Source organism: Paucibacter soli (genome assembly GCF_037482845.1).
Lineage (GTDB): Bacteria > Pseudomonadota > Gammaproteobacteria > Burkholderiales > Burkholderiaceae_C > Paucibacter_B > Paucibacter_B soli.
The window spans coordinates 656,030-670,457 of the sequence record NZ_JBBHJW010000002.1 but is presented as its reverse complement, the minus strand read 5'-3'; the positions used below and the strand labels follow the sequence as shown (position 1 = coordinate 670,457).

Annotated in this window: 11 protein-coding genes; 4 read left to right on the top strand and 7 right to left on the bottom strand. The window is 67.1% G+C overall.

Going from position 1 to position 14,428, the window contains the following annotated elements; all coding sequences use genetic code 11:
• Nucleotides 1-53 precede the first annotated feature (53 nt).
• Both WG898_RS07800 and WG898_RS07795 read right to left on the bottom strand, forming a co-directional pair.
• Nucleotides 54-995, bottom strand: a complete 942-nt coding sequence (locus tag WG898_RS07800; protein ID WP_339602186.1) for a GGDEF domain-containing protein — start codon at nt 993-995, stop codon at nt 54-56.
• Between the two features lie 181 nt (nt 996-1,176).
• Nucleotides 1,177-1,689, bottom strand: coding sequence for a YybH family protein (locus WG898_RS07795; RefSeq protein WP_339602185.1), 513 nt, complete (start codon nt 1,687-1,689; stop codon nt 1,177-1,179).
• A 53-nt stretch (nt 1,690-1,742) separates the two neighbouring features.
• Here WG898_RS07795 and WG898_RS07790 point away from each other — a divergent pair, with 53 nt between their 5' ends.
• Entirely contained in the window at nt 1,743-2,582 is an 840-nt protein-coding gene (locus WG898_RS07790) for a substrate-binding periplasmic protein (protein WP_339602184.1), read from the top strand.
• Nucleotides 2,583-2,597: 15 nt separating this feature from the next.
• On the opposite strand, the gene sbcB is transcribed toward WG898_RS07790, so the two are convergent.
• From sbcB to WG898_RS07775, 3 genes are all read right to left on the bottom strand, one after another.
• A complete protein-coding gene (gene sbcB / locus WG898_RS07785; RefSeq protein WP_339602183.1) occupies nt 2,598-4,046 on the bottom strand; it encodes an exodeoxyribonuclease I in 1,449 nt (482 codons plus the stop codon).
• A gap of 25 nt (nt 4,047-4,071) precedes the next feature.
• On the bottom strand, nt 4,072-5,031 hold the full coding sequence (locus WG898_RS07780) for a tripartite tricarboxylate transporter substrate binding protein (RefSeq protein WP_339602182.1): 960 nt from the start codon (nt 5,029-5,031) through the stop codon (nt 4,072-4,074).
• Between the two features lie 146 nt (nt 5,032-5,177).
• Nucleotides 5,178-5,657, bottom strand: a complete 480-nt coding sequence (locus tag WG898_RS07775; RefSeq protein ID WP_339602181.1) for an aminoacyl-tRNA deacylase — start codon at nt 5,655-5,657, stop codon at nt 5,178-5,180.
• A 187-nt stretch (nt 5,658-5,844) separates the two neighbouring features.
• Here WG898_RS07775 and WG898_RS07770 point away from each other — a divergent pair, with 187 nt between their 5' ends.
• Complete coding sequence (locus WG898_RS07770) at nt 5,845-8,133, top strand: penicillin-binding protein 1A (RefSeq protein WP_339602180.1); 2,289 nt, start codon at nt 5,845-5,847, stop codon at nt 8,131-8,133.
• Here the strand turns inward: WG898_RS07770 and WG898_RS07765 are convergent, their stop codons facing one another.
• A complete protein-coding gene (locus WG898_RS07765; protein ID WP_339602179.1) occupies nt 8,134-9,258 on the bottom strand; it encodes a beta-ketoacyl-ACP synthase III in 1,125 nt (374 codons plus the stop codon).
• Between the two features lie 300 nt (nt 9,259-9,558).
• Between WG898_RS07765 and WG898_RS07760 the strand changes: the two genes are divergently transcribed.
• Both WG898_RS07760 and WG898_RS07755 read left to right on the top strand, forming a co-directional pair.
• Nucleotides 9,559-10,536, top strand: a complete 978-nt coding sequence (locus WG898_RS07760) for a GMP reductase (protein ID WP_339602178.1) — start codon at nt 9,559-9,561, stop codon at nt 10,534-10,536.
• A gap of 89 nt (nt 10,537-10,625) precedes the next feature.
• Nucleotides 10,626-13,451: a valine--tRNA ligase gene (locus WG898_RS07755; RefSeq protein WP_339602177.1), complete on the top strand. Its 2,826-nt coding sequence runs from the start codon at nt 10,626-10,628 to the stop codon at nt 13,449-13,451.
• Here the strand turns inward: WG898_RS07755 and WG898_RS07750 are convergent.
• The gene (locus WG898_RS07750; protein WP_339602176.1) at nt 13,402-14,379 is read right to left on the bottom strand and encodes an NAD(P)-dependent oxidoreductase; all 978 of its coding nucleotides are present in this window, start codon (nt 14,377-14,379) and stop codon (nt 13,402-13,404) included. The two genes, WG898_RS07755 and WG898_RS07750, sit on opposite strands and share 50 nt — an antisense overlap.
• Nucleotides 14,380-14,428 lie beyond the last annotated feature (49 nt).

The window sequence follows — 14,428 nt, the reverse complement described above, 5'->3', positions numbered from 1 at the left end:
ATATCGGCAGCGCGCCGCCGGACTTTAGAAGTAAAGGGTGAAAAACCCTCAATTCAGCCCGCCAACTCCTCAAACCCGCCGTTGGAGACGAACACGCGCACGCAATCACCGCCCGCGGCCTTGGCCTCGGCACAGGCCAGCGAGCCAGCGCCCAGCAAGGCATCCACCGTTTCCAGCGTGGGATGGAGCTGCACCACGCCCAGGCTGGCCTTCACGCGCGTGCGGTGCAGGCCCCAGCGCAGCCGGTAGCCGGCAATCGCGGCGCGCATCTTCTCGGCCACGATCTGGGCGTAATGCTGGTCGCAATCGGGCAGCAGCACGGCGAAATGGTCGTTTTCCAGCCGCGCCACCAGGTCAGAGGCGCGCACCTTGGTGATCAGCATCTGCCCCAGGCCGTAGAGGAAATGGTCGGCCACCTCGGCGCCCATGCCATGCACCACCTCGGTGAAGCGGTCCACATCCACCCACAGCACCGAGACCGGCTCATGGCGGCGGCTGCCCACATGTTCGGCCAGGCGGCGCTCGAACTCGCGGCGGTTCGCCAGCTCGGTGAGCACATCGTGCTTGGCGGTCCAGGTGGGTTGCTGGCGTAGCTGGCGCGCCGCCGTCACGTCTTCGATGATCCAGAGCGCCTCACCGCCGGGCGCATCCCAATGCACGGGCGTGGCCTGCAGCCGGCCCCAGAAGCGCGAGCCGTCGCGCCGCACGTATTCGATCTCTTCGTCCAGCGGGCGGCCCGCCACAAAGGCAGCGCTCTGGCGCTCGACCACGCCGGCATGGGCGGTATCCGAAACATGCACGCTACGCGTGCTCTGGCCGCACAAATCGGTCTCGTCACCATGGCCGAACAAGTGGTTGAAATGCTCGCTCACCACCTCGAAGCTGTTGCCGCTGACGAAGGCGACCGCCATCGGCGCGCGCACCAGCAGGGCGCGCATACGGGCGGCGATCACATCGGCGGCGGGCTCGCTGGCCGCGGGGTTGGTGGCTTGCATCGCTTTCTCCTTGGTCCTGTCCTTGGCTCTTGGCGCCGGCGTCAGCAGGTCTTTTCGACACGCGGCGAGCCATGCTTGAGGGTGTACCGCGTTTGCGCCCGCCTGAAAAGCCCGAACAAGACCTTGTTTGACGCCATGCTTGCCACCCCGTAGCCCATGCACCGCGAAGATCGACCCGGACTCAAGGGCACAGCGGCTTGGCCGGCGGCTCCTTGGCGCGCTCGCGCTCGGCCGCAGTGAGCGGCTGGCCCTTGTCCAGCACGATGCGCCATTGGCCCGGCGCCTCCTGGCGCCATACCGAGCTGAAGCGCGAGACCACCTCGCCCTGCGGGTTGCGCACCGGCCCGCTGGAATGGGCCAGCGTGCCATCGCCCAGCACCTCGACCGCATCGGGCGCCCAGGAGAACGGCGCCTGCGCGCCCTCGTAAAAGCCCTTCCAGGCCGCCAGCACCGCCGGTTTGCCGCGGTGTACCTGGTTGGAGCCGAAGAACAGCGCCTGCTCGGAGAGATGGCGCTCGAAGGCGGGCAGGTCGCGCTCGGCCATGCTGCGCGCAAACGCGCATTCGGCGGCCCATACCTGGGCGCGCGCATCGCTCGCAGCGCCGGCCGGCGACTCGCCGGCCATGGCCGATCCGCCCAGCATGGCAAACATCAACAGGCGGCACAATCCGATGTACTGATCGCTACGATTCACGGCAAGAGCTCCGCATTGCTTGAGGGCGACAAAATGACGTTGGGCTGGCAGGCATGAACCCGCGCATCACCGCATCGAGCAGCAGCACCCCAGGCAAGACCTGGCACCGGCGCCGTTGGCTAGGCATGCTGGCACTGCTGGCCTGCAGCAGTTATAGCAAGGCCGACAGCACCGAGCCGGAAGCCATGCCGGCCGAGGCGAAGGTGCTTCATCTGGTCACCACCGAGTTCGCGCCCTATATGGGCGAGAAGCTGCCCGAGCAAGGCGTGGCGGTAGCACTCGCGCGAGCCGCCCTGGCCAGCCAGGGCTGGCGCCTGAAGGTCGCATTCCGCCCCTGGGCGCGCGCGCTCACCGAACTGGAGGCAGCCCAGCACGACGGCGTGATCGGCGCCTGGTACCAGCCCGAGCGCGAGCGCTTCATGGATTTCGCCAAGCCCATGGGCATCGACAACCTGGTCGGCTACTTCGGCCTGGCCAAGCGATACGGCGTCGGCACGAAGCAGCTGCCCCTGGACCTTGCTGGTCTGCACATTGGCACGGTGCAAGGCTATGCCAATCCGCAGGCCTTCGAACAGGCCGTGCAACTGGGGGCGAAGGCGGATCCTGCGCGCGACGACCTCACCAATCTGCGCAAGCTGCTGGCCGGCCGGGTGGATTTGGTGTTGATAGACAAGGGCGTGGCGCGCTATCTCATCAGCACCGAGCTGAAGGGCGCTGCGACGCAATTCGTCTGGCTGGAACCGGCGCTCGAGCGCATGCCCCTGCATATCGCCATGGCCAAGTCGCGCCCCCAGCACCAGGCGCTGCGCGAACTGATGGACCGCGGACAGGAGGCGATCGCCCGCAGCGGCGAATATGAACGCATCCGCCAGCGCTGGAAGGATTGGCTCTAAGCAAGCGCCGCGTCGTCAGGGCGGCGGCGGTGCGATCTGCTCGGCATAGTCGTACAGCGCGCCGAGGATGGCTTCGCTGCGCTCGTCCTCGGCGCTCTCGCCCAGAGCGTCGATGCGCTCGAAGAACTGCGCCAGGGTCTGCGCTCCGTCCGCACCCGCATGCAGGCGCGCGGCGCAATGTGCCTGCCACTGCGACTGCTCGGCAGTGCTGAGCGATGCGGGAAAGTTGCGCGCGCGGTAACGGAACAGCAGCTCGCCCAGGCGCGCGTCGGCAAAGTCCACCTTGCCCTGCGCCACACGTTCGGCCAATGCGGCGGCATCAAGGCCGCGCAGTCGATTCAGCAGGCGCCGGTCGTCGGGGCCCAGAAAACCGCCATACAAGTCCTCGTCCACGTCCACCGGCGCGGCCGCCGCGGGGCGCGCAAACACCTCGCCCCAGAGTCCGGCCAGCAGCTGGCCCTCGCGCGCCAGCCGCTCGGCATGCCGCAGGCCCTGCGCCAGGTCCAGCCCCCAGCGCTCGGCCATGGCCGGGCTGAGCGTCTTCAGATTGCCGATCACGATGGGCGATTTGTTGACGTGGATGGTCTTGATCGGCAGGCGCGTGACGCCCTGCTCCAGGGCCTCCTGCTTGACGAACAGGCGCGCTCGGATCGCCTCGGCGTTCAGCGTCAGCAGCTCGGCTGGATCGCTGGCCAGATCCCAGACGATCAGCTCGTTCTTGTTGCTGGGGTGCGGCGCCAGCGGCCACACCAGGGCCATGCAGCCGCGCTCCACGCCATACATGCCCGAGATATGCAGGAAGGGCCGCCCCACGCCGATCTCGGCCCACACCGCGTCCTTCTTGCGCAGGCGCAGGCAGAACTCGAACAGCTTGGGCTGGGTGCTCTTGAGCAGGCGCGCCAGCGCGATGGTGGCGCGTACGTCGGAGAGCGCATCGTGCGCCGCCTCGTGCACCAGGCCGTTGGCGGCACTCAGGTGCTCCAGCTTGAAGGAGGGCCGGCCGTCCTCATGCTTGGGCCAGCTTATGCCCTCGGGGCGTAGCGCATAGGCGCAGCGCACCACGTCCAGCAGGTCCCAGCGGCCGCAGTCGTGCTGCCACTCGCGCGCATAGGGGTCCATCAGATTGCGCCAGAACAGATGGCGCGTCACCTCGTCGTCAAAGCGTATGGTGTTGTAGCCCAGGCCCACGGTGCCTGGTCTTGCCAACTCGGCCTCGATGGCGGCGGCGAACTCATGCTCGGCCAGGCCCTGCTCCAGGCAGGTCTGCGGCAGGATGCCGGTGAGCAGGCAGGCCTCGGGTTCGGGCAGGTAGTCGGGCGCGGGCCGGCAGTACAGCATCAGCGGCGCGCCGATCTCATTGAGTTCGGCGTCGGTGCGGATGCCGGCGAACTGCGAAGGGCGGTCGCGCCGCGGCACGCGACCGAAGGTTTCGTAATCGTGCCAGTAAAAGGTCAATGCTTGCATGGGCGGCACGATAGCTCATCCGCGGCTATTTCTTGGCCAGGCCCATGCGCTCCACGGTTGCGCGCTCGGCCTCGAAGGTGCGCTGCGCGTAGCGGCCATAGTCCTCGCTGCCCATGTACAGCACCGGCTGGAAATAGCGCTCCAGCACTTCCAGCACCTTGGGATCTTGCAGGGTCTTCTTGAAAGCGTCGTGCAGCACGCGCACCACCGCCGGCTCCATGCCCCTGGGCCCGCCAATGCCGAAGGGCGACTCGCTGACGGTGTCCCAGCCGCTTTCCTTCACCGTCGGCACGGCCGGGAAGGCCGGGTTGCGTTCACCCCCCAGGGTGGCCAGCAGGCGCAGCTTGCCGGCCTTGACATGCGGGGCGAACTCGGTGGTGCCGCTCATCACCGGGATATGGCCACCGAGGATGGCCTGCATGATCTCGGCCGAGCCCTTGTAGGGCACGTCCTGGGTCTTGAAACCGGCCTGGTGGGCGAATTCCTCGAAGGCCAGGTGCGGCGTGGTGCCGGTGCCGGTATGGCCATAGGTCAGCTCGCCCGGGTGGGCCTTGGCCCAGGCCACCATCTCGCGCAGGGTCTTGAAGGGTGCGTCCATGGTGGCGACGATGCCAAAGGTGTAGCCGGTCAGGCAGACGATGTGCGTCAGGTCCCGCACCGGATCAAAAGGCATCTTCTGCATATGCGGCAGGCGGTAGATACCCAGCGGCAGCTGGGTGAGCGTGTAGCCGTCCGGCCGCGCGCTCTGCATTGCCGTTGCGCCCAGGGTGCCGCCCACGCCCGGGCGGTTCTCCACCACCACCGGCACGCCCAGCTGGCGGCCGGCACTCTCGCCGAAGGCGCGCATCACCGCGTCGCTGGAGCCGCCGCTGGGCCAGGGGCAGATCAGGGTGATCGGCCTGCTGGGGAATTTGCTGTCCTGCGCGCGCAGCGGGGCGGTGGCAGCGGCCAGGCCGGCGGCAAGCAGAAGATGGCGTCTTTGCATGGGTGGTCTCTACATTCCAGGGGCGATGGGAGCGCTTCGGCCAAGCTTCAGCTCGGCCCAGAACAATCGCGGCTCCCGCTTGCCGCTTTGTACCCGACACCATGCCATCCCGTCTTGCTTCCCGTCATGCCCCATGTGGGTCGGCGTCAATGCCAGGAGACGCGGCAGAAGCGGCCATGATGGGCCGCGCTCATCAGGGTGTGGAATTGCTCGCGCGACATCTTCAGCAGCCGCTCATGATCGCCGCCCTCGACGTAGACCACCGGGTTGTCTTCGAGCTCCTCGTCGACCACGGTTTCGATGCCCCAGGCCATGCCGACCGCGGGCAGCGCACCGGGTTCGCAGTCGGGCAATAGGGTGCTGATGCTGTCCTCGTCGGCCAGATGCAGTCCGCGTCTATCCAGCAGCGCGCTGAGTTCGCCGAGCATCACGAGCTTGTCGGCCGGCAGCACGGCCAGCAAATAGCCGCGCTCGTCTTCGAGCAGCACCGACTTGGCGAGCTGCGCCGGCCGCACATGGGCGCTGCGCGCGGTCTCGGCGCTGCTGTGGCTGTAGCGGTGCATACAGACCTCGAAACGTGAGCCCTGCTGCGCAAGATAGTCGGTCAGGCGGGTGGGAATCGACATGATGGCCTCCATTGCGGCTTGATCGGCGAGGCCGGGGCGGCGCCGCCACGAACTCAGTTCAAGCTTAGTTGCTGGCGCCGGCGCTCGCCGCCCCGAATTGCGCCCCTGCTTCAGCCGGCCTTCACGGCGCGATCAGCAGGCTCGCGATAATCACGCCTCCTCGCCAGCCTCACCCGCCTTGATGCGCATGATTCACAGCAAACCCGCCGCCGCCCAGCTTGGCTTGGCCTGGCAACGCCTGCTCGTCATCCTGGCCGCCGCGGCCGCGCTGCTGGTGCTGCTGCTGGCGATGGCCGCGGCCCTGGTCTATCCCAATCTGCCGTCGCTGGACAAGCTCACCGACTACCAGCCGCGCCAGCCCCTGCGCGTCTACACCGCGGACGGCCAGCTGATGGGCGAGTTCGGCGCCGAGCGGCGCCAATACCTGCCGCTCAAGGACATCCCCAAGCGCATGCAGGACGCCCTGCTGGCGATCGAGGACACCGGCTTCTACGCGCATGGCGGGCTCTACTACCCCGGCATCGCGCGTGCCGCGCTGGCCAATCTGTTCAGTTCGCGCAGCCAGGGCGCCTCCACCATCACCCAGCAGCTGGCGCGCGATCTCTACCTCACCAAGAAAAAGCTCTACACGCGCAAATTCGTCGAGATGATGCTGGCGCTGAAAATCGAGAGCCAGCTCAGCAAGCAGCAGATCCTGGAGGTCTATATGAACCAGATCTATCTGGGTCAGCGGGCCTATGGCTTCGAAGCGGCGGCGGCGGCCTACTTCGGCAAGAGCCTCAAGGACCTGAGCATTGCCGAGACCGCGATGCTGGCCGGCCTGCCGCAGAACCCCTACTACGCCAACCCGATCAGCAACTTCCAGCGTGCCACGCGGCGCCAGCTGATCGTGCTGGAGCGCATGCACGACACCGGCCTGATCAGCTCCGAGGAATACGCGGCCGCCAAGGCCGAGAAACTGCATATCCGCTCGGCCCAGGACCCGCGCCTGCATGCCGAATACGCCGCCGAGATGGCACGCGCCGTGGTGCACGCCCAGTACGGCGACGAGGCCTACAGCCGCGGCCTGAAGGTCACCACCACCCTGGTGGCCGAGCAGCAGCAGGCCGCCTACAAGGCGTTGCGCAAAACCCTGATGGAGTACGAGCGCCGCAAGCCCTACCGCGGCCCCGAGGGCCATGTGGACCTGCCCGCCGATGCCGCCGAGCAGGACGGCGCCATCACCCAGGCGCTGGCCGAGCACCCCGACCAGGACGAGTTACGCGCCGCGGTGGTGACCCAGGCCTCGCCCACCAAGGTGGTGGCCAGCCTGCAGAGCGGCGAGGACCTGGTGATCAGCGGCGAAGGCCTGCGCTCGGTGCAGGCCGCGCTGTCCGACAAGGCGAGAAGCGAGCTGCGCATACGCCGCGGCAGCATCATCCGTGTGCTGCGCGGCGCACCCACCAAGACCGATCCGCAGGGCGCCTGGCTGATCACGCAGGCGCCCGAGGCCGAGGGCGCGCTGGTGGCGCTGGAGCCCGGCAGCGGCCGCGTGCATGCGCTGGTAGGCGGCTTCGATTTCGCACGCAACCAGTTCAACCATGTCACCCAGGCCTGGCGCCAGCCGGGCTCCAGCTTCAAGCCCATCGTCTATTCCTCCGCCCTGGAGCTGGGCATCTCGCCCGCCACCCTGGTGAACGACGCGCCCTTTGTGGCCGGCGACTGGGAGCCCAAGAACTACGACGGCACGTTCGACGGCCCGATGACGGTGCGCCAGGCACTCGCGCGCTCCAAAAACATGGTGACGATCCGGGTGCTGGAACAGCTGGGCCCGCAGCGCGCCAAGGCCTGGGCCGGCCGCTTCGGCCTGGACCAGGACAAGCAGCCCGACAACCTCACGCTGGCGCTGGGCTCGGGCTCGGTGACGCCGCTGCAGATGGCCAGTGCCTACGCGGTGTTTGCCAACGGCGGCCATGTGCTCAAGCCCCTCATCATCACGCGCATCACCGATGCCAAGGGCGCGGTGCTGTTCGAGGCCGAGGCCCCCGCCATCAGCGAGGACAAGCGCGCCATCTCCGAGCGCAACGCCTTCGTGATGAGCAGCCTCCTGCAGGAGGTGGCCCGCAGCGGCACCGCGGCGCGCGCCCAGGCCATGCTGCGGCGCCCCGACATCTATGGCAAGACCGGCACCACCAACGATGCGGTGGACGCCTGGTTTGCCGGCTACCAGCCGGGCCTGGCGGCGGTGGTCTGGATAGGCTACGACAACCCGCGCAGCCTGGGCGACCGCGAAACCGGCGGCGGCATGGCCCTGCCGGCCTGGATCGATTTCATGAGCGTGGCACTCAAGGGCGTGCCGGTGGCCGAGATCGCCCCGCCCGCCGAGGGCCTGCTGCGGCCCGAGGGGGGCGACTGGAGCTTCGAGGAGTTTGCCGGCGAGGCCGGCGTGCGTTCGATAGGCCTCATCGGCCTGGAGGCCGGCAGTGCCGGCAATTGATCAGCCCTTCTTGCGCACGATCACGCTGCCCACCGAGTAGCCGGCGCCGAAGGAGCAGATCACGCCCAGATCGCCCGGGGCCAGGTCTTGCCGGTGGCGGTGGAAGGCGATGATGGAGCCGGCCGAGGCGGTGTTGGCAAACTCGTCCAGGATCAGCGGCGCCACGTCGGAACCGGCCTCCCCCCCTACCAGCCGCTTGATGACCAACTGGTTCATGCCCAGATTGGCCTGGTGCAGCCAGAAGCGGCGCACATCGCCGGGCTGCTTGTCCAGCGCCAACAGATGGCCCTCGATATGGGCGGCGGCGATCGGCACCACTTCCTTGAAGACCTTGCGGCCCTCCTGGCGGAAGGTCTTGTCGCGCGCCAAGGGGTCGCTGTCCTCGCTGCGGTTCAGGAAACCGAAGTTGTTGCGGATGTTGTTGGAGAACTGCGTGGCCAGCTTGGTGCCCAGCAGCTCCCATTGCTCGGCGGCGGTGGCGGTCTCGGCGCGCTCGACCACGATGGCGGTGCACACATCGCCGAAGATGAAGTGGCAGTCGCGGTCCTTCCACTCCAGGTGGGCCGAGGTGATCTCGGGGTTCACCACCAGCACGCATTTGCTGGCGCCCGAACGCACCGCGTTATAGGCCTGCTCAAGCGCGAAGGTGGCCGAGGAGCAGGCCACGTTCATATCGAAGCCATAGCCGCCGGCGCCCAGGGCCTGCTGGATCTCCACCGCCATGGCCGGGTAGGCGCGCTGCATATTGGCGGCGGCACAGAAGATCGCGTCCACCTCGCTGGCCTGCTTGCCGGCCGCGGCCAGCGCGTCGCGGGCGGCCACCACGGCGATCTCGGCCATCAGCGAGAGCTGATCGTCGGCGCGCTCGGCAAAGCGCGGGTACATGCGGGTGGGGTCCAGCACGCCGTCTTTTTCGATCACATAGCGCTGCTTGATGCCCGAGGCTTTTTCGATGAACTCGACGCTGGAATGCGTCAGCGCCTCATGCGTGCCGGCCGCAATGGCCTCGGCATGCTGGGCGTTCTGCAGGTCCACATACTGGTTGAAGGCCTGCACCAGCTCGGCGTTGCTGATGGTGTGCGGCGGCGTGTAGAGGCCGGTGCCGCTGATGACGACTGCATGCATGGTGATCGATCTCGAATTCGGAGCCCGGTGCTGCCCGGGCGAGGCAAGAAGTGTAGCGAGAGCTATACAGGGCGCCGCTAGGGGTTCATCAGAATCTGCGTAGAATCGGGCACCGGGCCCAAATTTTGTCTTCGGCCCGGCGCGTCGCGCCTTGACTTCGCAAGCGAAGTCAGCCTCCGACGCGACGGCCTGCACGGCCGTCGAGGGCGCCAGCCCTCATGCCGAAGCAAGTCAAGCGCTCGCAGCCCAGGGCATGCACTGCACGAACGCATCCCGACCTTGCGAACTTGGACTTCCGTCATGGAAATTTTCGACTACGACAACATCCTGCTGCTGCCGCGCAAATGTCGCGTGGAAAGCCGCAGCGAATGCGACACCTCGATCGAATTCGGCCCGCGCCGCTTCAAGCTGCCGGTGGTACCGGCGAATATGAAGACGGTGGTGGATGAAAGCATCACCGAATACCTTGCCGCGAATGGCTACTTCTATGTGATGCACCGCTTCGACCTCGACAACGTGGCCTATGCGCGCAGCATGCGCGACAAGGGCCTGTTTGTCTCGATCAGCTCGGGCGTCAAACCGGCCGACTACGCGGTGATCGATGCCCTCGCGGCCGACGGCGTGGGCGCCGACTACATCACCATCGACATCGCCCATGGCCATGCCGACAGCGTGCAGCGCATGATCGCGCACATCAAGCACAAGCTGCCCCAGGCCTTTGTGATCGCCGGCAATGTGGGCACGCCCGAGGGCGTGATCGACCTGGAGAACTGGGGCGCAGACGCCACCAAGGTGGGCATAGGCCCGGGCAAGGTCTGCATCACACGCCTGAAGACCGGTTTCGGCACCGGCGGCTGGCAGCTCTCGGCGCTCAAGTGGTGCGCACGCGTGGCCACCAAGCCCATCATTGCCGATGGCGGCATACGCCACCATGGCGACATCGCCAAGAGCGTGCGCTTCGGCGCTTCGATGATCATGATCGGCTCGCTGTTCGCCGGCCATGAGGAATCGCCCGGCAACACCGTCGAGGTGGATGGCAAGCTCTACAAGGAGTACTACGGCTCGGCCTCGGACTTCAACAAGGGCGAGTACAAGCATGTCGAGGGCAAGCGCATCCTGGAGCCGATCAAGGGCAAGTTCGCCGACACGCTGCGCGAGATGCAGGAGGACCTGCAGAGCTCGGTGTCCTACTCCGGCGGCAAGCAGCTCACCGATCTGCGCAAGGTGAACTACGTGATCCTGGGTGGTGAAAACGCCGGCGAACACCTGTTCATGTAGGACAATCCCGGCATCCCCGTCTTGCCATCAGGGGCGGCTCCCGGCCAGGGAGCGCGCCCCTTTGCCTTTGTATTGAAGTGAACCTTGCCATGACCACCGAACTCGCCAAGTCCTTCGAACCTGCCGCCCTGGAAGCCCATTGGGGGCCTCTGTGGGAGTCCAAGGGTCTGTACAAGCCGACGCTGGACGCGAGCCGCGAGTCCTTCTGCATCCAGCTGCCGCCGCCCAATGTGACCGGCACCCTGCACATGGGCCATGCCTTCAACCAGACCATCATGGACTCGTTGACGCGCTACCACCGCATGCTGGGCCACAACACGCTGTGGGTGCCGGGCACCGACCATGCCGGCATTGCCACCCAGATCGTGGTGGAGCGCCAGTTGCAGGAGCGTGGTGTCGAGGGCGAGAAGAGCCGCCATGAGCTGGGCCGCAAGAACTTCGTCGCCCGCGTCTGGGAGTGGAAGCAGGAATCCGGCAACACCATCACGCGCCAGATGCGCCGCATGGGCGACTCGGTCTCCTGGGAGCACGAGTACTTCACCATGGACGAGAAGCTCTCCAAGGTGGTGACCGAAACCTTTGTGCAGCTCTTCGACGACGGTCTGATCTATCGCGGCAAGCGCCTGGTGAGCTGGGACCCGGTGCTGAAGTCCGCGGTCTCCGACCTGGAGGTCAGCAGCGAGGAGGAAGACGGCTTCCTCTGGCATATCCGCTATCCGCTGGCCGATGGCAGCGGCGAGATCGTGGTGGCCACCACCCGCCCCGAGACCATGCTGGGTGACGTGGCGGTGATGGTGCACCCCGAGGACGAGCGCTACCAGGCCCTGATCGGCAAGCAGGTGACGCTGCCGCTCACCGGCCGCCAGATCCCGGTGATTGCCGACGATTATGTGGACCGCGAGTTCGGCACCGGCGTGGTCAAGGTCACGCCCGCGCATGACACCAACGACTATGCGGTGGGCCAGCGCCATGGCCTGCCGATGATCTGCGTGCTGACGCTGGACGCCACCATCAATGACCAGGCCCCCGAGGCCTACCGCGGCCTGGACCGCTTCGTCGCGCGCAAGAAGGTCGTCGCCGACCTGGAGGCCCTGGGCCTGCTGGTCGAGGTGAAGAAGCACAAGCTGATGGTGCCGCGCTGCGAGCGCACCGGCCAGGTGATCGAACCGATGCTGACCGACCAGTGGTTCATGGCCGTCAGCAAGCCGGGCAAGGACGGCAAGAGCATCGCCCAGCGCGCCACCGAGGTGGTGGCCGACGGCTCGGTGAAGTTCTACCCCGAGCAATGGGTCAACACCTACAACCACTGGATGAACAACATTCAGGACTGGTGCATCTCGCGCCAGCTCTGGTGGGGTCACCAGATCCCGGCCTGGTATGGCACGGGCGGCGAGCTGTTCGTGGCGCGCAGCGAGGACGAGGCGCGCGCCAAGGCCGCGACCGCCGGCTACAGCGGCGCGCTGACGCGCGACGAGGATGTGCTGGACACCTGGTACTCCTCGGCCATGGTGCCCTTCTCGACGCTGGGCTGGCCCGAGCAGACGCTGGAACAGGATCTCTTCCTGCCCTCCTCGGTACTGGTGACCGGCTACGACATCATCTTCTTCTGGGTGGCCCGGATGATCATGATGACCACGCACTTCACCGGTAAGGTGCCGTTCAAGCATGTTTACATCCATGGCCTGGTGCGCGACGCGCAGGGCCAGAAGATGAGCAAGAGCGAGGGCAATGTGCTGGACCCGGTGGACCTGATCGACGGCATCGCACTCGGCCCGCTGCTGGACAAGCGCGCCACCGGACTGCGCCGCCCCGAGACCGCGCCCAAGGTGCGCAAGGCCACCGAGAAGGAGTTCCCCGAAGGCATTCCCGGCTTCGGTGCCGATGCGCTGCGCTTCACCTTCGCCTCGCTGGCCTCGCTGGGTCGCAACATCAACTTCGACAGCAAGCGCTGCGAGGGCTATCGCAACTTCTGCAACAAGCTCTGGAACGCCACCAAGTTCGTGCTGATGAACACCGAGGGCCAGGACTGTGGCCTGGCCCATGAGCAGGGCCAATGCCCGGCGGGCTATATGCGCTTCAGCCAGGCCGACCGCTGGATTGCCAGCGAGCTGCAGCGCGTTGAGCAGGCGGTGGCCCAGGGCTTTGCCGACTATCGCCTGGACAACGTCGCCAACGCGATCTACTCCTTTGTGTGGGATGAGTATTGCGACTGGTACCTGGAAATCGCCAAGGTGCAGATTCAGACTGGCGATGAGGCCCAGCAGCGCGCCACCCGCCGCACCCTGGTGCGCACGCTGGAAACGATCCTGCGCCTGCTGCACCCGATCGCGCCCTTCATCACCGAGGAGCTGTGGCAGACGGTGGCGCCGCTGGCCCAGCGCAAGACCACCGACTACATCGTCAACGCGCCCTACCCGCTGGCGCAGCCCGAGCGCATCGACGCGACTGCCGAGGCCTGGGTGGCCAATCTCAAGGCGCTGGTGGGCACCTGCCGCAGCCTGCGCAGCGAGATGGCGCTGAGCCCCGCGGAGCGGGTGCCGCTGCTGGTGGGTGGCGACACCGGCTTCATCGCCGAAGCGGCGCTGCTGCTGAAGGCGCTGGCCAAGCTCGCCGAGGTGCAGCTGATCGCCGACGAGGCGGACTTCGCCAAGGCCAGCGCCACCTCCCCGGTGCTGGTGCATGGCGAGGCGCGCCTCGCGCTCAAGGTGGAGATCGACGTGGAGGCGGAGAAGGCCCGTCTGGCCAAGGAAATCGCGCGTCTGCAGGGCGAGATCGTGAAGGCCAACGGCAAGCTCACCAACGAAAGCTTTGTGGCGCGCGCGCCTGCCGCCGTGGTGGAGCAGGAACGTCAGCGTGTGGCCGACTTTAGCGCCACCGTTGCTCGCCTACAGGATCAGGCAGCGCGGCTGGTGTAGTCGAGCGGAAATCCGCCGCGGGTTCGGGCGGAATCATCAGCAGCTCGTCGATGCGCCGCGCAATGCCCCAGGCGGCGCGCGTGCGCGACTCGCGCGTGGTGCTGGCCACGCGCGGCGTGACCTGCAGGCCCGGTGCCGCATAGAGCGGGCGGCCCGGCTCCATCAGGCCGGGCTCGACGCTGTCGAACCAGGCGGCCAGCACGCGGCCGCTGTGCAGCGCCTCGGCCAGCGCATGTTCGTCGAACAGGGCCGAATGTCCCAGGCTCACCAGCACCTGCGAAGGCTTGGCAAAGCCCAGCACGCGCTCGCCGATAAGGCCGCGGTAGCGCTGGAAATAGGCCAGTTGCACGCTCACCCCGTCGGACTGTTCCATCAAGTCCTTCAGCGGCAAGGGCTCGATGCCCCATTGCGCCCAGAGCGGGTCGTTCTGATGCAGGCTGGGGTCGTAGCCCAGCACCCGCGCACCGAACACCGGCAGCATCTGCGCCAGCATGCGCGAGGCCGGCGTCATGCCGATCAGGCCTATGGTGGCGCAGCCCAGTTCGCGCCCCACCCACATGCCGTCGCTGGACTGCACCGGCACACGCCGCAGCAAGGCCAGCAAGGCACCGATCACGAACTCGGCCTCGGCCGCTGCGGTGGCGGTGAGGCTGCGCACCACCTCCACGCGCGCCGCCCGGCAGGCCTCCAGGTCGATGTTCTCGGCGCCGGCGCTCATGCGCCCGACCACGCGCAACTTGGGCGCCATGCGTATCAGGCTAGCGTCCAGCGCCACTGAGGGAGGCAAGACCAGACCCTGGGCCTGGTGTAGCAGCCCTTTCAAGGCCTGCGGCTCCAGCGCGAGCTCGGGGGCGTAATGCACCGGATGCCGCTCGGACAACCATTGCATCACTTCCAGCTCGAGTGGCTCCAGGATCAGCAGGCTCATGCGCTATTTAGGGGGTTCGGGATCCGCGGCACGGCCATGTGGCAATGCC

What these genes read in the sequence shown, in the direction of transcription:
- WG898_RS07800 (WP_339602186.1), bottom strand. Translation starts at nt 995, where the DNA reads ATGCAAGCCACCAACCCCGCGGCCAGCGAGCCCGCCGCCGATGTGATC.
- WG898_RS07790 (WP_339602184.1), top strand. Translation starts at nt 1,743, where the DNA reads ATGAACCCGCGCATCACCGCATCGAGCAGCAGCACCCCAGGCAAGACC.
- sbcB (WP_339602183.1), bottom strand. Translation starts at nt 4,046, where the DNA reads ATGCAAGCATTGACCTTTTACTGGCACGATTACGAAACCTTCGGTCGC.
- WG898_RS07780 (WP_339602182.1), bottom strand. Translation starts at nt 5,031, where the DNA reads ATGCAAAGACGCCATCTTCTGCTTGCCGCCGGCCTGGCCGCTGCCACC.
- WG898_RS07775 (WP_339602181.1), bottom strand. Translation starts at nt 5,657, where the DNA reads ATGTCGATTCCCACCCGCCTGACCGACTATCTTGCGCAGCAGGGCTCA.
- WG898_RS07770 (WP_339602180.1), top strand. Translation starts at nt 5,845, where the DNA reads ATGATTCACAGCAAACCCGCCGCCGCCCAGCTTGGCTTGGCCTGGCAA.
- WG898_RS07765 (WP_339602179.1), bottom strand. Translation starts at nt 9,258, where the DNA reads ATGCATGCAGTCGTCATCAGCGGCACCGGCCTCTACACGCCGCCGCAC.
- WG898_RS07760 (WP_339602178.1), top strand. Translation starts at nt 9,559, where the DNA reads ATGGAAATTTTCGACTACGACAACATCCTGCTGCTGCCGCGCAAATGT.
- WG898_RS07755 (WP_339602177.1), top strand. Translation starts at nt 10,626, where the DNA reads ATGACCACCGAACTCGCCAAGTCCTTCGAACCTGCCGCCCTGGAAGCC.
- WG898_RS07750 (WP_339602176.1), bottom strand. Translation starts at nt 14,379, where the DNA reads ATGAGCCTGCTGATCCTGGAGCCACTCGAGCTGGAAGTGATGCAATGG.